Here is a 22,642-nt window from a genome sequence, read left to right as displayed (position 1 = left end):
ATGTCTGGGCGGTTGCAAATATTTGGGGATCGAAATGACCAAGATCAGAATGGCTTTGTTAGGGGCAGGGCGGATCGGGAAGGTGCACGCCGCTGCAATCGTCGCCAATCCTGATGCAGAGTTGGTGTCAGTCACCGATGCATTTGACGCGGCCGCACAGGGGATTGCCGATCAATATGACTGTACCATCCGCGACCTTAACCATGTCGAGGCATCGGATGAAGTTGACGCGGTGATCATTTGCACACCGACCAACACCCATGCCGATCTGATCGAACGTTTTGCCCGGGCGGGTAAGGCGATCTTTTGCGAAAAACCGATTGATCTGGATATGATGCGGGTAAAATCCTGCTTGTCCATGGTTCAACAGACAGATGCCCGGCTGATGCTGGGGTTCAATCGTCGCTTTGACCCGCATTTTGCAGCAGTCCGCGATGCAATTGCCCAGGGCCAGATTGGTGCTGTTGAACAAATCACCATTACCTCTCGTGATCCCGGGCTGCCGCCATTTGACTATATCGATGTATCTGGTGGGATCTTTCGGGATATGACGATCCATGACTTTGACATGGCCCGGTTTTTGTTGGGGGAAGAGATCGCAACAGTTCAGGCCACCGCATCTGTGCTGGTTGATCCAAAGGTCGCGGAACACAATGACTTTGACACTGCCACCGTGATGCTGACCACCGCCAGCGGCAAGCAATGTACGATCCTGAATTCACGCCGGGCCACCTATGGCTATGACCAACGGATCGAGGTGCACGGTTCAGACGGCATGATTGCCGCGGAAAATCAGCGACCGGTTTCGATCGAGGTGGCAAATGCGCAAGGTTATACCCGCCCGCCCCTGCACGATTTTTTCATGACCCGTTATACAGAGGCCTATGCCGCAGAGGTCAGTGCCTTTGTCGCGGCCATCCGGGACGGGGCAAAGATTTCTCCGACAGGCGCGGACGGGTTGCAGGCGCTGGCCTTGGCTGAGGCGGCGTTGAAATCTGTGGCCGAAGGGCGGACAGTGCAAATGTCAGAGATATCTGGGGGTGAATGATGAGTGCTGAGAAAACCATACGATTGACCGCCGCACAGGCGTCGGTGCGTTTTATTGAGAACCAGTTCAACGAAGATGGCGACCGGATCATCGAAGGGGTCTGGGCAATTTTCGGGCACGGCAATGTCGCCGGGCTGGGGGAGGCGCTGTGGCATGCCAAGGACCGCCTGCCCACCTATCGCGGCCACAATGAACAAACCATGGCCCATTGTGCGATTGCCTATGCCAAACAGATGCGGCGCAAACGGGCGATGGCGGTGACATCCTCTATCGGTCCCGGGGCCACCAATATGGTCACCGCAGCGGCATTGGCCCATGTGAACCGGTTGCCGGTTTTACTGATCCCCGGTGATGTCTTCGCCAGTCGCGGACCTGACCCGGTTTTGCAACAACCCGAAGTTTTTGCCGATGGCACCATCAGTGCCAATGACACATTCCGCCCGGTCAGCCGGTATTTTGACAGGATATCGCGGCCCGAACATCTGATCACCGCTTTGCCGCGGGCCTTTCGCACCCTGACCGACCCGGCGGATTGTGGGCCGGTGACGCTGGCCTTCTGTCAGGATACGCAGGCGGAGGCTTATGATTATCCTGCCAGCCTGTTTGAGCCGCGCACCTGGATCACACGCCGTCCGGCCCCGGATACGGGTGAACTGGCACGGGTATTGGCGGCGATTAAAGCTGCGAAAAACCCAGTGATCGTGGCGGGCGGCGGGGTGCTCTATTCGGACGCCTGCGATCAGCTGGCAGAATTTGCCAGCACCCATAACATTCCGGTGGTCGAAACGCAGGCTGGCAAGGGGGCACTGGCATGGGATCACCCGATGGCTTATGGCCCAGTCGGCGTGACAGGATCCAGCAGCGCCAATGCGCTCTGCGGTGACGCAGATATTGTGATCGGAATTGGGACGCGTTTTCAGGACTTTACCACCGGGTCGTGGTCACTGTTCAAGCATCCTGATCGACAGATCGTGGCCCTGAACATCCAGCCCTATGACAGTATCAAACACGGCGCCTTGTCACTGGTGGCCGATGCGCGCGAAGGGTTGAAGGCCCTGAATGCGGGTTTGGAGGGGTATCGCGGCCATGCGATCAATGCAGATCTAAAGCCCGACTGGTACGCCGCAGTCGATGCCGTGACAACAACCCCGGGAGAGGGCAACGCCTTGCCCACTGATATGCAGGTGGTCGGGGCCGTGCAGCGCGCGGCGACAGACAAAACCGTGGTGATGTGTGCTGCGGGCACCATGCCCGGCGAGTTGCACAAACTGTGGAAGGCCTCCGGCCCCGGCGCCTATCACATGGAATATGGGTTTTCCTGCATGGGGTATGAAATCGCAGGCGCCATGGGCATCAAGATGGCCCAGCCCGACCGCGATGTGATCTGTTTCACCGGCGATGGCACCTATATGATGGCCAATTCCGAACTGGCCACGGCGGTGATGATGGGGATCGATTTCACCATTATCGTGACAGACAATCGCGGGTTTGGCTGTATCAACCGGTTGCAGATGGGCACGGGCGGGGCGGAATTTAACAATCTTCTGGATCATGCGGTGCATGAACAGGCCTCGGCCATTGATTTCGTCAAACACTCTGAATCGATGGGGGCGAAGTCGCAGAAAGTTTCCACTATTGCAGAGCTGGAAACAGCCTTGGCAAATCGCACCGGCAAAGGTGTTGAGGTGATCGTCGTTGACACAGACCCCTACCCATCGACCGAAGCCGGCGGCAGTTGGTGGGAGGTCGCCGTACCCGAGGTGTCAGAGCGCGCCGAGGTGCGCGAAAAACGTGCCGCATACGAGGCTGCATTGAAGGAACGTAACGACAAATGATTTTGTATGGTGCCAATCCCATCGCCTGGGCCAATGACGATGATCAGACCCTGGGCGCCCATATCCCGACCGAACAGATCCTGAGCGAGACACGTGATATCGGTTTTGACGGGATCGAAAACGGTCATCGCTGGCCGCAGGATGATCCAGAGGCCTTGCGCGCCCTTCTGGCGGGCTATGGGCTGAAATACATTTCTGGCTGGCATTCGCTGAACCTGCTTGTGAACTCGGTCGAGCATGAAAAGGCTGCGATCCAGCCGCAGTTGGACAAGCTGAAACACAATGGATGCAAGGTGTGCATTGCCTGCGAGACCTCGAATTCTGTCCAAGGTCTGGATGTGCCCGTGAATGATAAGGCGGTATTGTCGCCTGCGGAGATGGCTGATCTTGGCGCAAAAGTGGAAGAGATCGCCACATACTGCGCGGATCAGGGGATCACGCTGGCGTTTCATCACCATGTTGGCACCGTCGTCGAAACGCCTGACGAAATCGATGCCTTCATGGCGGCGACCGGCCCGGCAACAAAGATGCTGTTTGACAGTGGGCATTACTATTTTGGATCGAACGGGCAAGACCCCGCCCCGATGCTGCAAAAATATGCCGATCGCGTGGTGCATTTTCACGCCAAAAACGTACGCCCCGATGTGATGCGAAATGTGCGTGACAATGGGTTGACCTTCATGGACGGCGTGCGCGCGGGCGTATTTACCGTGCCGGGCGATCCCGAAGGCGGGATTGATTTCGACCCATTGTTGTCAATCCTGAAGAGCCACGACTATGACGGCTGGATCGTGATCGAGGCAGAGCAAGATCCGGTCCAACACAATCCGCTGAAATACCAGACAATGGGTCTTCGATCACTTAAGGCTTCGGCCGCCCAAATAGGGCTGGGATGATTTAAAAAATACAAACGCACGGCGTGTAGAAAACCTCCATCGAAGAAGGATACCACATGGTGGATCAACAACTTGAATATATAGGGTATTTTGATCACGAATCCTGCGATCTGGATGAATTCAAGGTGTTGACGTCGCAAAGCCTGACACAGGGTGCTGTGCCATTTGCTGCAGATGTGCAAAAGAACATTCCGATCTATGACATACCAACGTTGCACGCCAAACTGGATGATCCCGACGAACGCCGTGCGATCCTGACGGAATGGGCCCGGGTTCTGGGGCAATCGGCCGGGGTGTTGGTTTTAAAATCAGCCTATACCGATACAACGCCCATAGATGCAGCCTCGAAAATCTACACTCAAATCATCGCGGAAGAACGCGAGGCATCAGGTGGCGGGGCCGATCATTTTGCCACGGCCGGGGCCAATGATCGGATCTGGAATTCCCTGCAAAAGTTGTGCCTGAAGGACGCGGCCGTTTTTGCCCGCTATTTCGGCAATACGGCGATTGCTGCGGTGTGTGAGGCGTGGTTGGGCCCGAATTACCAGATGACCGCGCAGATCAATCAGGTACGTCCGGGCGGGGCGGCACAGCAGGCGCATCGGGACTATCATCTTGGGTTCCAATCGGCAGAAATTGCCGAAGACTATCCCGCGCATATGCATGACCTGTCCGCGGCCCTGACCTTGCAAGGGGCAGTGGCGCATACTGATATGCCGATAGAAAGCGGCCCGACAAAACTCTTGCCGTTCTCACAGCTCTACCGGCCCGGCTATGTGGCGTGGCGGCATGACGACTTCCGTGCCTATTTTGAACAGACCTACGTTCAACTGCCATTGGCCAAGGGCGATGCGGTCTTTTTCAACCCCGCTCTGTTTCATGCGGCAGGGGCCAATACAAGCGATGACATTCACCGGATGGCAAACCTGTTGCAGGTCTCATCTGCCTTTGGTCGGGCGATGGAAAGCGTGGATCGGCTGACCATGTGCAAGGCTTTGTATCAAGCACTGCTGGTTGTCAGTCAGGATATGACACCATCTGAAATCAATGCGACCATCGGGGCCTGTGCCGAAGGGTACTCCTTCCCTACGAATTTGGATCGGGATCCGCCGGTGGGTGGGCTGGCCCCGCAATCACAGGCGGGGCTGATCCTTGGCGGATTGCAGTCAGGGATGTCGGTGGATCAGATGAACGCTGCGTTAGATGATCAGGCGGCCCGTCGGGCGGCGTGATGTGTTGCGCCAGAAACTGCATACAGACAGGATGAATTGATGACGGATTTATTGCGACAACCTGTCGGGACACATGGAAAGGTCCACGATATCAGACCGGATACCGCCCGGGGCCCGCAAAGCCCGAACTGGGCCTATGTCGGCTTTGGCCTCTATCATTTGGAAGCGGGGGAAACCGTGTCAGAGACAACCGGTGAACGGGAGGTCATTCTGGTGCTGGTCGAGGGGAGGGCGCAGCTGTCTTGTGACACGCTGGATTTCGGTGAAATGGGCGACCGGATGAGCGTGTTTGAAAAATCGCCCCCGCATTGTGCCTATGTACCGAATGACAATAGCTGGTCGGCAACGGCCACCACAAAATGCGTGCTGGCGGTCTGTTCTGCCCCCGGAAAGGGCAACTATCCCGCCACCCGTTTAGGGCCTGAGGGAATCGAACTGACCCCGCGGGGAAAGGGGCAAAACACCCGCTACATCAACAATATCGCTATGGAAGGGCGCGATGTGGCCGACAGCCTGCTGGTGACAGAGGTGTTCACGCCAGATGGCAACTGGTCGTCCTATCCTAGCCATCGTCATGACGAAGATGACTTTCCCAACATGACCTATCTGGAAGAAACCTATTATCACCGGCTAAACCCGGGCCAAGGGTTCGGCATTCAGCGGGTGTATACCGAGGATGGTGCGTTGGATGAAACCATGGCGGTGAAAGACGGCGATGTGGTGCTGGTCCCCAAAGGCCACCACCCTTGCGGCGCACCCTATGGATACGAGATGTATTATCTGAACGTCATGGCTGGCCCACTGCGCAAATGGCGGTTTAAGAATGATCCAGATCACGACTGGATTGCCCAGCGGGACGCCTAACACCGATCTTGTGGTAAGATACGTCTTCGGCCACTCTGCCGCGCAAGGGAGGGGCCGAATGTCTGATTATGATCCACAGGAAGTTCTGGATTTCTGGTTCCCGGAGGATGGGTTTTGGGAAAACCGGGAACGATTTGGGGACTGGATCAATCATCGGATGCAGGGTGGTGTGGATGACCACATTTGCGCGCATTTCGCAGAGCTTACCAAGGCAGCGGCCCAAGGGCTGTTGGACCAATGGGCGGATACACCGCGCGGGCGGCTGGCCCTGTTGATCGTTCTGGATCAATTTCCCCGGTCCTTGTGGCGCGATACCCCGGGTGCTTTTGCACAGGATATCAAGGCCAACCTGCTGGTGATTGAAGGCATCAACAATGGCCATTTCGCAGCGCTGAAATCGTGGGAAAAGCTGTTCTATATTATTGCGTTGGGCCATTGCGAAGGGCCGGATCATCTGCAACGCTTTGATCTGATTGAAACGATCAGCGAAGAGTTGATTTCAGAACTGCCAGAGGCGCTTGACTATGCGGGCGATGAGATCAGGGCACAGAACAAGCGCGTGCGCGGGGTGATCGAACGCTTTGGTCGCCACCCGCATCGCAATCCGATCTATGGCCGCGTTTCCAGCCCAGAGGAAAAGGCCTATATCGCCACAGGTGATTTCCCGCATGTGGCCGAAAAATCATCGGCCTGATCGTCAGTTCACCAACAGCCGCACCATCGTGTCCTGGGTCAGATACCCCGTGGGTGGCAGATCTTGTTCCCGTTGGAAGCGCCTGATCGCCTGGCGGGATTTATCCGTCAGCTTCCCGTCGGCCTCTCCCGGGTCAAAGCCAAGCGCCCGCAGTCGCCGTTCGGCCAGAACGCGGGTAACGCCGATGCGGGCGACCGTTTCTTCCTCTCGCTTCGCAGCCTCTATTTCCGCTTCAGACACTCCGGACCCTTCGAGCTCTTGCAGGCGCCCATTTGCGGCCTCGACGAAGGCGCCGTCCGGGTATCGTTCCAGATAATCTCGATAGGCTGTTGGGGTGTCTGCCTCGGCGATATCGTCCCAATAGGCGCGTTCTTCGGCCTCGGCCTCGGCCCGGCGTTGGGCGTCAAACACCGATAGCTGGTCGCGCGCGATATCGGAATAGAGCCCATCCGGGTAGCGGACGAGATAGGCACGCAGGTCAGTTTCTGCACCGCTTTGCCCCGTGGCGCGCCAGTAATCGCGATCCTCGCGTTCCTGTTCCAACCGACGTTGGCGTGCCTCTTCTTCCAATTCCGCTGCGCGGGTCCGGGCATCAGCCGCCAAACGGGTGATCTGTTCGCGAGAAAGATAGCTGTTTGCCTCATACCCGTTGGCCGATTGCCAGCGGGTAATGGCGGCGCGGGTGCCGCGGCCAAAGATGCCATCAATGCCGCGCGGATCAAATTCCAGCAAGGCCAGATTGCGCTGAATCTCCTTGCGCGCCTCGCGGTCCAGCGCCAATGCCTGCTCAGCCGCTTCGGCCTCACGCAATGGGGCGTCGCGCAGATCCTGAATTTCGCGCTCTGCCTCTGCCTGAAAGCGACCGCGCGGATAGGCACGCAAATAGCTTTCATAAGCCTCGGTGCTGCCCATGGAACGAACCACGCGCCAATGCACGGCTTCCTCATCCACCAGTGACCCGCCCTCTGACGGCATATATGGGATGCGATCAGGGGCAAAACCGGACAGGACCAATTCGCGCCCAACCTGATCAACGGCGCTGCGCACAGACAGGCCCGGCTCCAACAGCGGCCCTGTGATCAGACGCGCGACCTGATCGGCGGGCCCGGTGACAATGCTGACGCCTTGGGGAATGTCGAGCATGCCAAGGCCCGGGGCCAATCTGGGCAGATCACCCGGTGTATCATTAGAAGGGGCCAAAAGGACGACCGCGCCCCCGGGAAAGGCGCCCACCATATCTAGGATCGCGCCAACTGGCAGGGCCTGCGCCCCGATGTTGAACGCGTTCAGCCCATCCCCATTGCTGCCGATCAGCCATGTTTCGTGACCCGAATGGGCGAAATGTCCGCGCAACAGGATCAAGATACGGTCGGCGTCTTCTGCGGCATTTCGAAATGCGTCTACCAGATCAAACTGTTCATCCGCCCACTGATCGCGGCCCGCCGTGACGTTAAATCCGGCATCGCGCAACATCCGCACAAGGGCGTCGTCGCGTCGCAAGCTGCGGGAATCTTTCAGGGTCTCATATTCTGAGTTGTTGATGATTAGTGCTGCATCTTTGGCCACTACGGGTGTGCACAGAAGGGCAGCAATCGTGACAAGGGTTAGGTGAATTTGTCTGGGCATTGGAACCGGCCTTCATCATTACAATATACACGCGCATGATTATCGGCCCGCAGTGCCGGATTTGGCAATGCGGGCCTTGGTCTGTGCATAAATGCGCGGGTTGACGCCCATAGGCGGGGCTAACCGCGAAGCTTGTGGTGCAACAGGATCGGAACGATCAGATCCTCCTCATCCTCCAAGTGGCGAGACAGAAAGGCACGAATGTCGGTGGTGACATCATGTAGTTTTCTGGCCTCTTCCCGTGCTTGTGCCTCATCCAGCTGGATCAGCTGCACCACCCGGTTGGCCTGACGGGTAAACCCATCCAGAACTTCGTCCATCTGCAGGTGGTCGCCTTCTAACATGTCCAACCCATGCGAAAATCGCGGATCTGCCGCCTGCAGTTCCGGGAAATAGTCCCGATCTTCCCATGTGTGGTGCCCATGCAAGTTCCGCACCAGAAGATCGCCATAAAAGGACAATCGCCCGGCAAATTCCTGCGGGTCGCGGGCGTTTTGCAGGTAAAGCTCTGTTTCAGTCTGGTTCATTTCCGCCAATTGGCGAAACATCTGATGGGCACCCATCCAATTCTGGATAGAGCGGGCGAAGTTCGGGTGATCCGGCCATGCATCGCGCGGATAATCTCGAAGCAGAACCTGCATGTCCGAGGGCAGGCCGGTCCTGTCTGGCAATGTGTGGTAAGTCATCAGCTGCAGCTATGCAGGGCGGGAAAGTGTTACAACATCACGTATGGTGCGCTGATGAACCAGGCCTGTGCATTATCGGACAGGCTGTGACGGACGACGGCGCTTGCTGAGTGCAAGCCCGGCGAGGATCATCGCGAGAGAAATTACCAATTGCGGTGGCAGGGTTTCGTTCAGCAGCAATGCGCCAAAGATAACGGACCACACTGGCACCTGATAATTCACCAGTGACATAAAGCTGGGACCGGCAGACTTAATAACCTGTACCAGCAACAACTGGGAAACGGCGGTGGGTAGAACGCCCAGATAGAGGATCGACAGCAGCGGCAACAATTCCGGGGCGTCCGGCAGTCCCTCTTGCCACAATGCAAAAGGCGCGATCATGGCAGAACCAGCCAGCAACGATGCTGCAGACAAGGAAACCAGATCAACCTGTGGGCAAAGGCGGGCGACGATGGAACTGATCGCATAGCAGGACGCCGCAGCGATACAGGCCAACCGGGCATAGGGTTCCAGATTGCTGCCCAGGGAGGAAAGCGCGTCAAAACCGATCAGGATGACGACCCCAATAAATCCCACGATAAATCCCAAAGCCTTGCGCGGGTTCAATGACTCTCCCGGGACCAGAAAATGCGCAAGCGGCAGGACGAATAACGGCACAACCGCCATGCAGACCCCGGCAAAGCCAGAGGCGACATAGGTTTGCGCCCAGCTGAGCAGGGAAAATGGCAGAACGTTTGAGAATAATCCGATGGCGATCGCCGCAACCCAGATTTTGCCGCCATTTTCGCTGTGTATTTTTGGTAGATGCCCACCGCGCAGGCGCAGGATCAGATAAAGCAATATCGCGCCCAGAGTGATCCGGCTGGCCGCGATGGTCATCGGACCAAACCCATCCAGCGCGATCGTCACAAACATGAATGATCCGCCCCAGATCATGCCCAGCATGATCAGCTTGATCCAGTTGTTCAGGCCGGGGGCGTCGGACATTTGGGGCCTCTGAAAGAAGAAGGGCGCCGATCTGGCGCCCTTCCTTGTGATCTTAGTTCTTTTCTTTGTCCACCATTTTCCCGGCGGAAATCCAGGGCATCATGCCCCGCAGCTTGGCACCGGTTTCCTCAATCATGTGCTCGTCATTGGCACGGCGGGAGGCTTTGATGGTCGGCTGGCCAACGGCATTTTCCAGCATGAAATCACGCACGAACTTGCCTTGCTGGATGTCTTCCAGAACGGCCTTCATGCGGGCTTTGGTTTCGTCGTATTTCAGGATGCGCGGGCCGGTGACATACTGACCGTATTCAGCCGTGTTGGAGATCGAGTAATCCATGTTGGCAATGCCGCCTTCATAGATCAGGTCCACGATCAGTTTGACCTCGTGCAGACATTCGAAATAGGCCATTTCTGGTGCGTAACCTGCTTCGACCAAGGTTTCGAAACCGCAACGGATCAGTTCAACCAGACCGCCACACAGAACAGCTTGCTCGCCGAACAGGTCGGTTTCACATTCTTCGCGGAAGTTGGTTTCGATGATGCCGGAACGTCCGCCGCCGATGGCGGAGCAATAGGACAGGCCAACTTCCAGCGCCTTGCCGGACGCATCTTTGTCAACGGCAACCAGGCACGGCACGCCGCCGCCTTTGGTGTATTCGCCGCGCACGGTGTGGCCTGGGCCTTTGGGGGCCATCATGATCACGTCAACGCCTTCTTTTGGCTCGATCAGGCCGAAATGCACGTTCAGACCGTGGGCGAATGCGATGGCGGCACCTTCGCGGATATTGTCATGGACGTATTTCTTGTAGGTCTCTGCTTGCAGTTCATCGGGCATGGTGAACATGATCACGTCACACCAGGCTGCTGCTTCGGCAATGCCCATAACCTGCAGGCCTTCGCCCTCGGCCTTCTTGGCAGAGGCAGAGCCTTCACGCAGGGCAACAACCACGTTCTTGGCGCCAGAGTCACGCAGGTTCAGCGCGTGGGCGTGGCCTTGGGAGCCATAGCCAAGAATGGCAACTTTCTTTTCCTTGATCAGGTTAACATCGCAATCACGATCATAATAAACGCGCATGGTGGCGGTCCTTTTGCTGAGAATTTGGGCAAAGACTATAAGTTTTTCAGGGTTTTTCGAGATTATTTCATCAACAAACTCTGCCAATATTGATGTTTTAATTCGCCTATTGATAATATAATGTGTAAATCATGTTAGATGACCTTGATCGCCGTATTTTACGCCAGATACAGGCGCAGCCTGATTTTGCCATCCCCGATTTGGCCGATCGACTGGGACTAACGGCGTCACGCCTGTCGCGGCGGTTGGAGCGGATGCGCGGTAGCGGGGTGTATGGTGGTGTGCAGGCCGTCATCGACTGGGCGGCGCTGGGCTATAAGGTCGAGGTCAGTTTGCGGGTGACGCTCGACAAGACCCAAGCCCGCGCCTTTGATGAGTTTATCGAGCAGGCGCGCGAGATACCTGAGGTCATTGAAATTCAAACCTTCCTCGGTCGCGTGGATGTGCGCCTGTCGGTTCTGGCCCGCGACATGGGGCATTATCAGGATCTGTATCGCACAAAAATCCTGACCCTGCCCCATATCGCAGATATCGAGGCGCTGATGCAGGTAGCACAGATCAAGACCAGCGGGGGTCTGCCGCTGTGACCGATCTGGATGACATCGACTGGAAAATTCTTCGTGCCCTGTCACAGGATGCCACGCAAAGTGCCGGGGCGTTAGGGCGGCAGCTGAGCCTGTCACAACCCGCCACCTGGCGACGGATAAAGCGTCTGTATGACGTCGGTATTCTGTCGGGGCGACGGGTTGATCTGAATGCAGAGGCGCTGGGTTTTGGCGTGACGGTCTTTCTGGGAATTAAACTCGCCACCAAGGGCCGTGTCAGTCTGGAGGACTTTGAGCGCGCGATCACCGCCATTCCCGAGGTGCAGACCGTCGATCATGTTCTGGGGCTTTATGATTACCGGGTGCGTGTGGTGGCCCGCGACATTGCCGATTTCGAACGTGTCCTGCGCCGCCGGATCATGACGCTGCCCGGTGTGGGTAATGTGGAATCCAATGTGCTCTTGAGCGAAGAGCGGCGGTTGGGCCCGTTGGGGTAAGGGGGCCAGACCCCTCGCAGGCGTTGCCTGCTCACCCCCGAGGTTTTTTGGGGCGAAAGGAATACCGGCTTTGTCTGGATTTGTCTGGATTTGGTGGTAACCTGACCAGAGATTTAAGCGACCCATTGTGATGCCTAGAAAATACACCAAACCCCTGAAGGCCAAGGTTACACCGGATAATTCATTCTATGAGATCATCCAGGATGCGTACCGTGTGTTTCAATACGACACACCGACGGATACCGAGGTGTGCAAGGGCTGTTGTATGCATGCAGAGATCGAGTTCGATTTTTTCACCCCACCGATTGATGAAATGCCACTCCATTATATGCAAGACTGGTACTTTGCGGCCTATGAGCCGCCGATATCGAAACACTTATGGGGTTATCTGCTGCCCCGGGTGCTGGAGGTTCTGGCAGTGGGCGAAGATGACCCCGCCAATGTTGGTCTGGAGGTCAGCCTGAACCGGTTTCCAACCGGGGATCGCGACCAATGGTCAGCGGCGGAATGGGATGTTCTGGATCGGTTTCAGCGGCTGTATCTGGCGCAGTGGATCAAAGGGAGGAAAGCCTATCTGGATGACATGATTTGTATGTTTGGGCTGGCAGGCTGGCGGGTGGCCGATTTGATGGATCAGGTCGCGGCCCATTCGGACGAGGCGCTGTGTCTACAGTTTTATTCCGACTGGTGCATCGGGCGGCCAGATATCTGGATCACCGCCTTTTGGGAGGGCGGCGGAAACACCGAGGCGTTTAATTTTTATACCTCCCGCGCGCTCTATGATCGTATGGAACGGTTGGCCTTGGCAGAGACTACCGAACCGGCTGTCGCAGAAATGGCGCTTTCTGTCGCCTCTGCCATTCAGGATAACGCCGATTGGGGGTGATATGCCGCGATCCGCCCTAGGCAAATCATGTCGCCTGAGTTAGGGCTTGCGAAACTTTATGTCGGAGGAAACTATGAGCGCCTTGCTGCCTGATATCGACCCAGATGGGTTGCTGGAATTCTCAGTGGTCTTTACCGACCGCTCCCTGAACCACATGTCCGCTGCCTTTCAGGGGGTGATGCGCGATATCTCCTCGATGCTGAAAGAGGTCTATAACGCCGACGCGGTCGCTGTGATCCCTGGCGGCGGTACTTATGGGATGGAGGCCGTGGCCCGCCAACTGGCAACCGATAAAAAGGCGATGGTCATCCGCAACGGGTTTTTCTCCTTCCGTTGGAGCCAGATTTTCGAATTTGGTGCGATCCCATCGGATGAAACCGTGATGATGGCGCGGCGCACCGGCAATGCCCCGGATGCCCCCTTTGCCCCGGCCCCGATTGACGAGGTCGTGGCCCGGATCGCGGCGGAAAAGCCGGATGTTGTTTTCGCCCCGCATGTGGAAACCGCGTCGGGCATGATCCTGCCCGATGACTATATCCGTCAAGTGGCCGATGCTGTGCATGCCCATGGTGGCCTCTTCGTGCTGGATTGCATCGCATCGGGCTGTGCTTGGGTAGATATGAAAGCCACCGGTGTCGATGTTCTGATCTCTGCCCCGCAAAAGGGCTGGTCGGCCCAACCCTGCGCCGGTCTGGTGATGATGAACGATACGGCCGTTGCCGCGGTGAAGGCTGCGAAATCCACCAGCTTTGCCGCCGATCTGGGCAAGTGGCTGGCGATCATGGAGGCCTACGAGGGTGGCGGTCACGCCTATCACGCCACCATGCCCACCGATGCACTGCGTGCCTTCCGCGATACGATGCTGGAAACCCGCGATTACGGCTTTGACAAGCTGCGCGATGCGCAATGGGAACAGGGCAACCGGGTACGTGAGGCGCTGGCCAAGCGCGGGATCAAATCCGTGGCTGCCGATGGCTTTGCTGCGCCGGGTGTGGTTGTGGCCTATACCAGCGATCCAGAGGTGCAGGCGGGCAAGAAATTCGCAGCGCTGGGCATGCAGATTGCCGCCGGCGTGCCGCTGATGTGCGATGAGGGACCGGAGTATAAGAGCTTCCGCCTTGGCCTCTTTGGTCTCGACAAACTCTACGATGTCGATGCGTCGCTTGCGCGCTTGGAGGAGGCGCTGGATCAAGTATTCTGATTTGGTGATTCACCGAAGAAGTTTCAGGGGCGGTCCAACGGGCCGCCCTTATTTTGTACCCAAACCCGCCTTCATCAGCGTTTTGCGCACCGGGGCCACAGAATAAAGCGCATCCAGTGCCGCGGCCCGCATGTTGCGCAGGCCCTGTGCGCCCACCATGGAAGCGCGGTTCAGCGCATCGATGCCCGTGACACGCAAGCGCACCTCTGGATGGCGGCGGCGGTGATAGGTGGTTAGCATTTTCTCGGATCCTAGATCGTCGGGTGCCTGTGTCGCCAGTTCCAGCAGGACCCGCAAATCGCCAAGGCTCATGTTCAAACCTTGCGCGCCGATGGGTGGCACGACATGGGCGGCCTCGGCAATCAGGGCTGTACGCTGGGCAAACATGCGATCCGCGATCTGGCTGATGATGGGCCAGACGGTCCGACGGCTGGCCAGTGTCAGGGGGCCAAGAATTTCGCAGGAGCGGCGGTTCATGTCGGCCTCAAATTCGGCCTCGGGCAGATCTGCCAAGCGCATGACCTCTGGCCCGGTTTCCATCCAGACAATGGCAGAACAGTTCTGTCCGTCGTGATCGGGCAGGGGCACCAGAGTGAATGGCCCGCCGGAGCGGTGCACCTCGGTCGAGACATTGTTGTGCGGTTTCGGATGCGTGACGGCAAAGGCCAGAGCCTTTTGCCCATAACGCGTGGTTTTGGCATCAATTCCGACCGCCGCGCGCACCGGCGAATTGCGCCCGTCTGCGGCGATCAGCAGACGGGCAGAAACCTGCACCCCGTCCGATAGGGCCACCCGCGCCTCTGCCTCTCGTCTCAGAACCCGGGCAGTGCCGGTGCCGGGGCGGAAATCGACATTGGGCAGGTCTGCCAGATGGGCAACGATTTCGCGGCGCAACAGCCAATTGGGCAGGTTCCAGCCAAAGGGTGCGTCGGAAATATCGGCGGCGTTGAAATCCTTGATGATCCGGGGCTCGGGATCACGGCCCCCGGCATCGACGATCCGCATGATCTGCAGGGGCGCGGCATAGGGTTCAAACCGCGCCCACAGACCGCATTGTTCCAGCAATGCTTGTGCCGGTTGCAAGAACGCCGTGGTACGCAAGTCTGCCCCTGCGGCAGCGCCATCGGTCACGGGCGGTGCCGGGTCGGTGCAGATCACCGAAAACCCTGCCGCGCCAAAGGCCGCTGCGGCGGTCAAGCCAGCGACCCCGCCGCCGGAAATCAGAATATCAACCTGTTCTGCCATTGGCTGTGATCCTTCAGCCCGCCAACGCGCCTAAAAAGGCGGTCAAATCGTTTGTGTGGTGATGGATAAAGGCCGCGTGATCCTGATCGAGCTCCGCCGCGACATGAATGGTGCGCATTCCCATGCCATGGGGTTGGGCCAGATTGCGGGCGTCATCCTCGAACATGGCGGCGCGGGTGCTGTCCAGCCCATCCTTGCCAAAAACCGTGTCAAAGGCGGCGCGGTCTGGTTTCGGGTGGAAATCAGCATGTTCGACCCCGTAAACCGCGTCAAAACAGGCCTCCAGCCCACGCGCCTGTAGCACACGGCGGGCATAGGGTTCGCAGCCATTGGTGTACACGATCCGCCGCCCGGGCAAGGCGTTGATCCGGGCCGCCAGGTCGGGATCGGGGCTCAGATCAGAAAAGTCGATATCATGCACATCGGTCAGATAAGGCAGCGGATCGATGTCATGTTCGCGCATCAGCCCGGCCAGTGTGGTGCCATGGGTGCGCCAGTAATGGCTGCGCAGGTGATCAGCCTGTTGCCGATCGACATTCAGCGCCTCCATCACCCAGGCGGTCATGCGTATTTCAATCTGGTCAAACAGGGCCACCTCTGGCGGGTAGAGCGTGTTGTCCAAATCAAAAACCCAGGTTTCGACATGATTGAAATGCTGTCTTATCATGGCGCGGACGCTACTCCTGTCATGGATCAGATGCAATGCGACTTGATCGCATTGGGGGGAGCGCCTAGTGTCGCGCGAACGGGACAGGAGTGCATGAATGACAGAGGCCAGCCAACCCAATAAGGACGCCTATCAGTTGATCCTGGAGGCCATTGATCATGGCGATTACAAACCGGGTGATCGTCTGGTTGAAAGTGACCTGGCGGAAAAGTTTGGTGTCTCGCGCACCCCGATCCGCGAGGCCTTGCAACGGCTGGAAACGCAATCCTTGCTGACCCGCGATGGGCGCAGTCTGATCGTGGCCTCATTGGATCACAATCAGTTGGCAGAGCTCTACGTGGTTCGGGCCGAACTGGAAGGTCTGGCCGCCCGATTGGCCGCGCGCCACGCAACGCCAGAGGAGATCACCGTCCTGCGCGAAATGTTGGAGACCGATCAGGCCCTGATTGGCGACCCACAGGCCATGTCGCGGGCCAACCGGCGGTTTCACAAGCAAATTCACCTGGCCAGCCATAACCGCTATCTGGTCCAACAACTGGATCTGGTGCACCGGTCCATGGCCTTGCTGGCCTCGACCTCGCTGGCGGTTGATGGGCGTGGCGAGGATGCATTGGCCGAACATGATGCGATCGTAACAGCCATAGAAAATGGCGAAGGGGACGCCGCATTTGACGCGCTGCGGGCCCATATTTCCAAGGCATTTGAGACCCGATTGAAACTGGATGCCCAACAGACCAAGTAAGGTCAGGGTAAGGCGCTTTCCGTTTTGGTGGGGGTGAACACGCCGTGGCCGGTCTTGTCCCAGTAAAAGGGCCGGTCCAGCAGTTCGTAAAGCGCCTTGTAGGCCGCAAATGCCCCTAGCGGGAAGTAAAAATGCATGACCGGCACCCATAGGCGCAAGTGTCGATGTTTCGGTGACGCCACGCCCAACAGATTGACCAACATTGTGACGATTTCGGCCCCGATAAACAAAAGCGCGACCCAAAGCAGCGCCCAGGATGGCAGTAACGCCTCAATCGGGTGCCCGATCCCCAGAGGGATCAGCCAAAGCGACCACAGAAGCGGGGCCAGCAGCACCTGACTTAGGGCGCACGGTAGCAGTAATTGCAGCCCGACAAAGCGCCACCATCCAACCTGCCGGATTAGCACACCAGGGTCGCGCATATGCACAGCCCAGGTCATGGCGAACCCCTTCAACCAGCGTGACCGTTGCCTGATCCACGGCCACAAACGGCAATTGGCCTCCTCCTCAGTCACGCTTTCAATAAATTCAGTGCGGTAGCCATGACGGGCCAGCCGGATGCCCAGATCGGCATCTTCGGTCACGTTATGGGCATCCCACCCCCCGAGTTTTTCCAGTGCAGGTCTGCGGACAAACAGCGTTGTGCCCCCCAAGGGCAGGATCAGCCCCATCCGTTGCAACCCCGGCAACACCACGCGAAACCACATGGCATATTCGATGGTGAAACACTGCGCCATCCAATTGGTGGTAGAGTTGTAATAGTCTAAAATTCCCTGCAAACAGGCTACTTGCGGTCCGCGCTGGTGAAAACGGCTGACAACGCGGGTGATCTGATCAGGGTCGGGAGCGTCCTCGGCATCATAAATCCCGATGATCTCACCCCGGCAAAAATCCAGTGCGAAATTCATCGCCCGGGGTTTGGTACGCACGCCCCCCTCTGGCACCGTGATCACCCGTAGCCATCGGGGCAGATCGGTCTGGGCAATGACATCCTGTGTCGTCTGATCATCGGCCTCGATCACCAGACAGATATCCAACAGCTCTTTGGGATAGGTCAGGTTCTGCAGTCGTCGGATCAGGTGGCGGGCGATTTCCTTTTCCTGGTAGAGCGGAACAAGGATCGACACGCTTGGCAACGCGGGTGGCAAGGGATCAGGATTTTCCTGCGCGCGCCTATGCGACCGGACATGGCGCAGGGAAAAGAGCGCTGCAGTTAACTTCATCAACGTGGTGCCGATCAACGATATTGCCACCCACAGACAGATTCCCGTCAACAGCATATTCGGGGCCAATACGCCCAAGATGACGGCAAATGCAACAACGACCAATAGGCCACGGCGAAAGCGGTTGGTGTCCCAGTTTCTGCAACTTTCCTCTTCTGCCACGCGGGCCTCGGCCTGTCGGGTCAGCGTCGGCAAGGGCAGAGACAGGATCGCGGCATGTATCTCCTCCCTCTGGGCCAGAACCATGCGTATGGGGCCAATGCCTTTGGGCAGGGCGGCGCGAACTTGGGCGAATTGATCGGGGCGGGCGGTGGCGATCTCTATCCCCTCTGGCCCGTCACGCCACGGCACTGCGTTCAATTGCAACCACACCTCTGGTGGCAGAACCGAAAACAGGGCTGGATCGGGCGGGGTTGCGTCAAAATCTGCCAGCGCGCACCCCCATTGCGTGGCCAAGGCGCGCGACAGCTGTGGCTTGGTGACCCAACCGCGGTTCAGCAGAATATCGGTCAGCAAACAGTCATAACGTTCGCGCAACACCAGGGCGCGGTTCAGGTCCGCGCGACTCAGCGCGCCTTGTTCCACCAGCACCCGGCCCAACAACGGGCGATCGGCGCTGTGGATCAGGCGCGGCGTGCGTCGAGTTGAAATCGTGCCCTGATGCGTCCGTGCAGACATGAAAAACCCCGGAAAATCCGGGGTCAGTTCATCGGAATATGGTTAACAGCGGGTTAAAGGGCGCGTTCCGCCATCGCCGACGTAAAACGATCAAACAGATAGATTGAATCCATCGGGCCTGGGCTGGCCTCTGGGTGGTGCTGTACGGAAAAGACCGGACGATTAGCCATGCGGATGCCGCAGTTCGACCCGTCAAACAGTGAAACATGGGTTTCAACCACGCCCTTAGGCAGGGTCTGGCTGTCGACCGCAAAACCGTGGTTCATGGACGTAATCTCGACCTTGCCCGTTTCCACATCCTTGACCGGGTGGTTGGCGCCGTGGTGGCCGTGGTTCATCTTGATCGTTTTGCCACCCAACGCCAGTGCCAGCATTTGATGGCCCAGACAAATGCCAAAGATCGGCAGGCCGGTGTCGCTTAAAATGGTCTGGATCATCGGTACGGCATATGCGCCCGTCGCCGCCGGATCGCCGGGGCCGTTGGACAGGAACAACCCATCGGGATTGTGGACCAGAATATCCTCTGCCGTGGCCGTGGCGGGCAGAACGGTCACATCACACCCGGCAGAGGCCAGACAGCGCAGGATGTTGCGTTTTGCGCCATAGTCGATGGCGACAACCTTGTGTTTGGGTGCTTCCTGACGGGTATAACCCTCTGGCCAGGCCCAGCGCATTTCGTCCCAGCGATAGCTTTGTGCGCAGGTCACATCCTTGGCCAGATCCAGACCTTCCAGCCCGGTAAAGGCGCGCGCCTCTGCCACCAGTGCCCCGATATCGAAATTGCCCTCTGGATCATGGGAAATCGCCACATGCGGGGCGCCTTGATTACGGATGGCGCGGGTCAGGCGGCGGGTGTCAATGCCCCCGATACCGATCCGGCCCCGGGCGGCCAGCCACTTTGACAGCCCCTCAACCGAGCGCCAGTTGGACGGTGTGGTCGGGTCCCACTTTACCACCATGCCAGCGGCCACCGGATCGCGGGTTTCGTCATCTTCGGTGGTGACGCCGGTATTGCCGATATGGGGGAAGGTAAAGGTCACGATCTGCCCGGCATAGGACGGGTCGGTCATGATCTCCTGATAGCCGGTCATGGCAGTGTTGAAACACAGTTCCGCCTGTGCGGTTCCGGTTGCGCCAAACCCCATCCCGTAGAATATCGAACCATCCGCAAGCGCCAGACAGGCCGTGGGCCGGGTTGCAGTTTCGGGTGCAGCGACAGCGGGACTGGCAGCGGACATGGGGCGACTCTCCGGGGTACAAATCGGCGGGACCCTATGCGCAGGGTGCCCAGCCGTCAAGGACAGAGCGCATTGCTGCGCCGAAATTGACACAAGAAAATTGACCCGGCACATCAGCTATTGTTGCAAGCTTGTAACATCCGTGAGCAGCGCGTATGGTCAGAGTTCTGAACAATCGTGACGCCTTGGGGATGAGGTAACACTATGGATATGCGAAGCCGTATCAACACAGCCTTGAAAGAGGCGATGAAGGCCAAAGACAGCGCCCGCCTGTCGACATTGCGGCTGATCAATGCCGCGATCAAGGATCGGGAAATCTCTCTCAGGGGCTGCGAAGAAGACAAAATCGTCTCTGACGATGATATCCTTGGCATTCTGGGCAAGATGGTCAAGCAACGGCAGGAAAGCGCCCGCGCGTATGAAGAGGGTGGACGCCTGGAACTGGCCGAACAGGAACAATCAGAGATTTTGATCATCGAAGAGTTTTTGCCACGGCAGCTAAACGATGATGAAACCCGTGCGGCGGTCCAAAAAGCGATCAGCGACGCCGGGGCGGAATCCATCCGTGACATGGGCAAGGTGATGGGCATTTTAAAGTCCAAATATACCGGCCAGATGGATTTTGGCCGGGTTGGGCCGTTGGTAAAGGATCAGCTCGCCTGATCAGAAGTAAGAAAGGCGAAATATGCGTCTGTTGCTGTTGACCGCGCTGGCGATGTTCGCCTTTGGCTCGAACTCCATTCTCAACCGCGTAGCGCTGGAGGGCGACTATATCGGCCCGTCGGCCTTTGCGGCGATCCGGCTGTTTTCGGGCGCCGTGGCCCTGTCGCTGATGGTGTACCTGCGGGATCGCCAGTTTGCGCGCGTCAGTTGGCTGGGGGCGGGCAGTTTGCTTTTGTATATCCTCGGCTTTTCCTTTGCTTATGCCACCTTGCCCACCGGGATCGGTGCGCTGATCCTGTTCGGCGGTGTTCAGATCACCATGTTTGCCGGCGGCTTGATCAGCCGGGAATCTGCCAGCGCCAACCGCTGGGTCGGGGCCGTGGTCGCCTTTGCCGGGTTGGTCTGGCTGATGTGGCCGTCAGAGGTGGGTGTTGTTGATCCTCTGGGTGCGTTCCTGATGGCTGCGGCTGCTTTGGGCTGGGGCGTTTATTCCCTGAACGGCCGTGGCGTCAAAAATCCATTGGCGGCGACAGCGATGAATTTCGCCATGGCGACCCCCTTTTGCGTGTTGGCTTTGCTGGCGCTTCCTGATGTCACCTCGGCCGGGGGATTTGGTATTGGTCTGGCGGTGCTGTCCGGGGTGGTGACCTCTGGTCTGGGTTATGCGCTGTGGTATGCGGTTTTGCCGGAACTGGGGGCCATGCGCGCCGGGGTGGCACAGTTGACGGCCCCGATTGTCGCCGTTGCCGGGGGTATGATCCTGCTGGCCGAGCCCCTGACCCTGCGCTTTGTCCTGTCGGCCTTGCTGATCCTGGGCGGTGTTGCGATTTCCGTCATGCCGGCGCGTCAGCGGATGATCGGTTCCAAAGGGTCATAGATCGGGATCGGGCTGGTGGGCCATGCGGCCCGGGGCAGGCTGTCGGGTTTAAACCGGAGCCCCATCAATTCGTCCCGCGTCACCCAGCGTCGTTGCGTTACGATGCCTTCGGGGTCGCGCCAGTCGTTGTTCAGTTTCCCACCGGTGATCCGGCACCGAAAATAAATATCGACCTGATGAAAGCTGCCATTTGGATCGTGAAATTCATTCACAAGTGCCGGGGCATCGACCTGTATAGTTAGGCCGGTTTCCTCATAGACTTCGCGGATCAGATTGTCGGGCAGGGATTGTCCGCGCTCGACACCTCCGCCGGGGGCGCACCACAGATCGCTTTTGCCATCAGGCCAAGCATTGACGATCAAAAGCCGATCATTTTGCACGATCAGGGCACGGGCCGCCAGACGGGGAAAGGGGTCAGTCATGCCCTGACCCTGCCTTGTGACGTCGGGTCGCGCAAGGGTTGATCTACACAGTCGCGGTTGGGGGCCTTATATTCAGGACATGCGTATGGTTCTTCTTACTTTGATGTTTTTGACTCCCGGTGTGGCGTTTGCCGATTGTGTCGTGCTCTTGCATGGGCTGGCGCGCCATCCGGCGTCGATGGCGATGGCGGCAGAAGCGTTAGAACTGAACGGCTATAAAGTCGTCAACCAGGGCTATCCGTCGACCAAGGCCCCGATTGTCGATCTGGTCGAACAGGCCATCCCCCCGGCGGTAAAGGCCTGCGGGGCAGAGCGCACCCATTTCGTAACCCATTCCATGGGCGGGATACTGTTGCGCGCCTGGTTGACGGAACATCGGCCGGACAACATGGGGCGTGTGGTCATGATGGGACCGCCCAATCAGGGATCAGAGCTGGTCGATGCCTTTGAAACGCTGGAACCGTTTCGCTGGATCAATGGCCCCGCAGGGTTGGAACTGGGCACCGATCCCGACAGTACCCCGAACAGTCTGGAACGCCCAAAATTCGAACTGGGTGTGATCGCTGGCGATCGGTCATTAAACCCGGTCTATTCGGCGCTGATCGATGGGCCCGACGATGGCAAGGTCGCGGTGGAAGCGACCCGGGTGCCCGGCATGAATGATCACATCGTTCTGGCGGTGACCCATACCTTCATGATGAACAACCCGATGGTGATTGCTCAGACGCTGGAATTTCTGGAAACTGGCCGTTTCCGGCCAGGGATGCGTTACTCCGAGGCGACAGAGAGGATGTTAGGGGAACTGGCCGACTAAG

The 22,642-nt window shown here is 58.1% G+C and carries 23 protein-coding genes; 14 read left to right on the top strand and 9 right to left on the bottom strand.

The window, feature by feature from the left end:
* The first annotated feature begins 34 nt into the window (after positions 1–34).
* The 6 genes from iolG to AC2D8P_RS11755 are packed head-to-tail and all read left to right on the top strand — an operon-like array spanning position 35 to position 6,569.
* Positions 35–1,048 carry an inositol 2-dehydrogenase gene (gene iolG / locus AC2D8P_RS11780; protein WP_484702926.1) on the top strand — a complete coding sequence of 338 codons (1,014 nt, stop codon included), beginning with the start codon at positions 35–37 and terminating at the stop codon, positions 1,046–1,048.
* Positions 1,045–2,883 carry a 3D-(3,5/4)-trihydroxycyclohexane-1,2-dione acylhydrolase (decyclizing) gene (iolD, locus tag AC2D8P_RS11775; RefSeq protein WP_484702924.1) on the top strand — a complete coding sequence of 613 codons (1,839 nt, stop codon included), beginning with the start codon at positions 1,045–1,047 and terminating at the stop codon, positions 2,881–2,883. The genes iolG and iolD overlap by 4 nt, the downstream gene beginning before the upstream one ends.
* Positions 2,880–3,779 (top strand): myo-inosose-2 dehydratase, encoded by a 900-nt coding sequence (gene iolE / locus AC2D8P_RS11770; protein ID WP_484702923.1) that lies wholly within the window; start codon positions 2,880–2,882, stop codon positions 3,777–3,779. The genes iolD and iolE overlap by 4 nt, the downstream gene beginning before the upstream one ends.
* Before the next feature lie 56 nt (positions 3,780–3,835).
* A complete protein-coding gene (locus tag AC2D8P_RS11765; protein WP_484702922.1) occupies positions 3,836–5,011 on the top strand; it encodes a phytanoyl-CoA dioxygenase family protein in 1,176 nt (391 codons plus the stop codon).
* Positions 5,012–5,050: 39 nt separating this feature from the next.
* Positions 5,051–5,875, top strand: coding sequence for a 5-deoxy-glucuronate isomerase (gene iolB, locus AC2D8P_RS11760; RefSeq protein ID WP_484702921.1), 825 nt, complete (start codon positions 5,051–5,053; stop codon positions 5,873–5,875).
* 58 nt (positions 5,876–5,933) lie between these two features.
* Positions 5,934–6,569, top strand: coding sequence for a DUF924 family protein (locus AC2D8P_RS11755; protein ID WP_484702919.1), 636 nt, complete (start codon positions 5,934–5,936; stop codon positions 6,567–6,569).
* A 3-nt stretch (positions 6,570–6,572) separates the two neighbouring features.
* Here AC2D8P_RS11755 and AC2D8P_RS11750 read toward each other — a convergent pair whose 3' ends face one another.
* The 4 genes from AC2D8P_RS11750 to ilvC form a co-directional block, all read right to left on the bottom strand.
* Positions 6,573–8,195 carry a peptidoglycan-binding domain-containing protein gene (locus AC2D8P_RS11750; RefSeq protein WP_484702917.1) on the bottom strand — a complete coding sequence of 541 codons (1,623 nt, stop codon included), beginning with the start codon at positions 8,193–8,195 and terminating at the stop codon, positions 6,573–6,575.
* A 119-nt stretch (positions 8,196–8,314) separates the two neighbouring features.
* Positions 8,315–8,881, bottom strand: a complete 567-nt coding sequence (locus tag AC2D8P_RS11745; protein WP_484702915.1) for a hemerythrin domain-containing protein — start codon at positions 8,879–8,881, stop codon at positions 8,315–8,317.
* Between the two features lie 72 nt (positions 8,882–8,953).
* On the bottom strand, positions 8,954–9,868 hold the full coding sequence (locus AC2D8P_RS11740; RefSeq protein WP_484702913.1) for a DMT family transporter: 915 nt from the start codon (positions 9,866–9,868) through the stop codon (positions 8,954–8,956).
* A gap of 52 nt (positions 9,869–9,920) precedes the next feature.
* Positions 9,921–10,943 (bottom strand): ketol-acid reductoisomerase, encoded by a 1,023-nt coding sequence (gene ilvC / locus AC2D8P_RS11735; protein WP_484702911.1) that lies wholly within the window; start codon positions 10,941–10,943, stop codon positions 9,921–9,923.
* A gap of 131 nt (positions 10,944–11,074) precedes the next feature.
* On the opposite strand from ilvC, the gene AC2D8P_RS11730 reads away from it, so the two are divergent.
* From AC2D8P_RS11730 to AC2D8P_RS11715, 4 genes are all read left to right on the top strand, one after another.
* Positions 11,075–11,530, top strand: a complete 456-nt coding sequence (locus tag AC2D8P_RS11730) for an Lrp/AsnC family transcriptional regulator (RefSeq protein ID WP_484702910.1) — start codon at positions 11,075–11,077, stop codon at positions 11,528–11,530.
* Complete coding sequence (locus tag AC2D8P_RS11725) at positions 11,527–11,985, top strand: Lrp/AsnC family transcriptional regulator (RefSeq protein WP_484702909.1); 459 nt, start codon at positions 11,527–11,529, stop codon at positions 11,983–11,985. The genes AC2D8P_RS11730 and AC2D8P_RS11725 overlap by 4 nt, the downstream gene beginning before the upstream one ends.
* Before the next feature lie 130 nt (positions 11,986–12,115).
* Positions 12,116–12,871, top strand: coding sequence for a hypothetical protein (locus AC2D8P_RS11720; RefSeq protein WP_484702907.1), 756 nt, complete (start codon positions 12,116–12,118; stop codon positions 12,869–12,871).
* 73 nt (positions 12,872–12,944) lie between these two features.
* On the top strand, positions 12,945–14,072 hold the full coding sequence (locus AC2D8P_RS11715; protein WP_484702906.1) for an aminotransferase class V-fold PLP-dependent enzyme: 1,128 nt from the start codon (positions 12,945–12,947) through the stop codon (positions 14,070–14,072).
* 48 nt (positions 14,073–14,120) lie between these two features.
* Here AC2D8P_RS11715 and AC2D8P_RS11710 read toward each other — a convergent pair whose 3' ends face one another.
* Together AC2D8P_RS11710 and AC2D8P_RS11705 are read right to left on the bottom strand one after the other, a co-directional pair.
* Positions 14,121–15,317, bottom strand: a complete 1,197-nt coding sequence (locus AC2D8P_RS11710) for a UbiH/UbiF family hydroxylase (RefSeq protein ID WP_484702905.1) — start codon at positions 15,315–15,317, stop codon at positions 14,121–14,123.
* Between the two features lie 13 nt (positions 15,318–15,330).
* Positions 15,331–15,984 carry a pyrimidine 5'-nucleotidase gene (locus tag AC2D8P_RS11705; RefSeq protein WP_484702904.1) on the bottom strand — a complete coding sequence of 218 codons (654 nt, stop codon included), beginning with the start codon at positions 15,982–15,984 and terminating at the stop codon, positions 15,331–15,333.
* A gap of 97 nt (positions 15,985–16,081) precedes the next feature.
* Between AC2D8P_RS11705 and AC2D8P_RS11700 the strand changes: the two genes are divergently transcribed.
* Positions 16,082–16,726, top strand: a complete 645-nt coding sequence (locus tag AC2D8P_RS11700; RefSeq protein ID WP_484702903.1) for a GntR family transcriptional regulator — start codon at positions 16,082–16,084, stop codon at positions 16,724–16,726.
* Between the two features lie 2 nt (positions 16,727–16,728).
* Here AC2D8P_RS11700 and AC2D8P_RS11695 read toward each other — a convergent pair whose 3' ends face one another.
* Both AC2D8P_RS11695 and carA read right to left on the bottom strand, forming a co-directional pair.
* Entirely contained in the window at positions 16,729–18,627 is a 1,899-nt protein-coding gene (locus AC2D8P_RS11695; RefSeq protein ID WP_484702902.1) for a glycosyltransferase, read from the bottom strand.
* A 53-nt stretch (positions 18,628–18,680) separates the two neighbouring features.
* Positions 18,681–19,865, bottom strand: a complete 1,185-nt coding sequence (gene carA, locus AC2D8P_RS11690) for a glutamine-hydrolyzing carbamoyl-phosphate synthase small subunit (protein ID WP_484702901.1) — start codon at positions 19,863–19,865, stop codon at positions 18,681–18,683.
* A 204-nt stretch (positions 19,866–20,069) separates the two neighbouring features.
* Here carA and AC2D8P_RS11685 point away from each other — a divergent pair, with 204 nt between their 5' ends.
* Together AC2D8P_RS11685 and AC2D8P_RS11680 are read left to right on the top strand one after the other, a co-directional pair.
* Positions 20,070–20,528: a GatB/YqeY domain-containing protein gene (locus AC2D8P_RS11685; protein ID WP_484702899.1), complete on the top strand. Its 459-nt coding sequence runs from the start codon at positions 20,070–20,072 to the stop codon at positions 20,526–20,528.
* A gap of 22 nt (positions 20,529–20,550) precedes the next feature.
* A complete protein-coding gene (locus AC2D8P_RS11680; RefSeq protein ID WP_484702898.1) occupies positions 20,551–21,405 on the top strand; it encodes a DMT family transporter in 855 nt (284 codons plus the stop codon).
* Here the strand turns inward: AC2D8P_RS11680 and AC2D8P_RS11675 are convergent.
* On the bottom strand, positions 21,375–21,827 hold the full coding sequence (locus AC2D8P_RS11675; RefSeq protein WP_484702897.1) for an NUDIX domain-containing protein: 453 nt from the start codon (positions 21,825–21,827) through the stop codon (positions 21,375–21,377). The two genes, AC2D8P_RS11680 and AC2D8P_RS11675, sit on opposite strands and share 31 nt — an antisense overlap.
* 79 nt (positions 21,828–21,906) lie before the next feature.
* Here AC2D8P_RS11675 and AC2D8P_RS11670 point away from each other — a divergent pair, with 79 nt between their 5' ends.
* A complete protein-coding gene (locus tag AC2D8P_RS11670) occupies positions 21,907–22,641 on the top strand; it encodes an alpha/beta hydrolase (RefSeq protein WP_484702895.1) in 735 nt (244 codons plus the stop codon).
* The last annotated feature ends 1 nt before the right edge of the window (position 22,642 follow it).

The sequence above is a fragment of the Roseovarius sp. YIN77 genome (genome assembly GCF_057219155.1).
This window is presented reverse-complemented; position numbering and strand designations above follow the sequence as displayed.

What these genes read in the sequence shown, in the direction of transcription:
- iolG (WP_484702926.1), top strand. Translation starts at nt 35, where the DNA reads ATGACCAAGATCAGAATGGCTTTGTTAGGGGCAGGGCGGATCGGGAAG.
- iolD (WP_484702924.1), top strand. Translation starts at nt 1,045, where the DNA reads ATGATGAGTGCTGAGAAAACCATACGATTGACCGCCGCACAGGCGTCG.
- iolE (WP_484702923.1), top strand. Translation starts at nt 2,880, where the DNA reads ATGATTTTGTATGGTGCCAATCCCATCGCCTGGGCCAATGACGATGAT.
- AC2D8P_RS11765 (WP_484702922.1), top strand. Translation starts at nt 3,836, where the DNA reads ATGGTGGATCAACAACTTGAATATATAGGGTATTTTGATCACGAATCC.
- iolB (WP_484702921.1), top strand. Translation starts at nt 5,051, where the DNA reads ATGACGGATTTATTGCGACAACCTGTCGGGACACATGGAAAGGTCCAC.
- AC2D8P_RS11755 (WP_484702919.1), top strand. Translation starts at nt 5,934, where the DNA reads ATGTCTGATTATGATCCACAGGAAGTTCTGGATTTCTGGTTCCCGGAG.
- AC2D8P_RS11750 (WP_484702917.1), bottom strand. Translation starts at nt 8,195, where the DNA reads ATGCCCAGACAAATTCACCTAACCCTTGTCACGATTGCTGCCCTTCTG.
- AC2D8P_RS11745 (WP_484702915.1), bottom strand. Translation starts at nt 8,881, where the DNA reads ATGACTTACCACACATTGCCAGACAGGACCGGCCTGCCCTCGGACATG.
- AC2D8P_RS11740 (WP_484702913.1), bottom strand. Translation starts at nt 9,868, where the DNA reads ATGTCCGACGCCCCCGGCCTGAACAACTGGATCAAGCTGATCATGCTG.
- ilvC (WP_484702911.1), bottom strand. Translation starts at nt 10,943, where the DNA reads ATGCGCGTTTATTATGATCGTGATTGCGATGTTAACCTGATCAAGGAA.
- AC2D8P_RS11730 (WP_484702910.1), top strand. Translation starts at nt 11,075, where the DNA reads ATGTTAGATGACCTTGATCGCCGTATTTTACGCCAGATACAGGCGCAG.
- AC2D8P_RS11720 (WP_484702907.1), top strand. Translation starts at nt 12,116, where the DNA reads ATGCCTAGAAAATACACCAAACCCCTGAAGGCCAAGGTTACACCGGAT.
- AC2D8P_RS11715 (WP_484702906.1), top strand. Translation starts at nt 12,945, where the DNA reads ATGAGCGCCTTGCTGCCTGATATCGACCCAGATGGGTTGCTGGAATTC.
- AC2D8P_RS11710 (WP_484702905.1), bottom strand. Translation starts at nt 15,317, where the DNA reads ATGGCAGAACAGGTTGATATTCTGATTTCCGGCGGCGGGGTCGCTGGC.
- AC2D8P_RS11705 (WP_484702904.1), bottom strand. Translation starts at nt 15,984, where the DNA reads ATGATAAGACAGCATTTCAATCATGTCGAAACCTGGGTTTTTGATTTG.
- AC2D8P_RS11700 (WP_484702903.1), top strand. Translation starts at nt 16,082, where the DNA reads ATGACAGAGGCCAGCCAACCCAATAAGGACGCCTATCAGTTGATCCTG.
- AC2D8P_RS11695 (WP_484702902.1), bottom strand. Translation starts at nt 18,627, where the DNA reads ATGTCTGCACGGACGCATCAGGGCACGATTTCAACTCGACGCACGCCG.
- carA (WP_484702901.1), bottom strand. Translation starts at nt 19,865, where the DNA reads ATGTCCGCTGCCAGTCCCGCTGTCGCTGCACCCGAAACTGCAACCCGG.
- AC2D8P_RS11685 (WP_484702899.1), top strand. Translation starts at nt 20,070, where the DNA reads ATGGATATGCGAAGCCGTATCAACACAGCCTTGAAAGAGGCGATGAAG.
- AC2D8P_RS11680 (WP_484702898.1), top strand. Translation starts at nt 20,551, where the DNA reads ATGCGTCTGTTGCTGTTGACCGCGCTGGCGATGTTCGCCTTTGGCTCG.
- AC2D8P_RS11675 (WP_484702897.1), bottom strand. Translation starts at nt 21,827, where the DNA reads ATGACTGACCCCTTTCCCCGTCTGGCGGCCCGTGCCCTGATCGTGCAA.
- AC2D8P_RS11670 (WP_484702895.1), top strand. Translation starts at nt 21,907, where the DNA reads ATGCGTATGGTTCTTCTTACTTTGATGTTTTTGACTCCCGGTGTGGCG.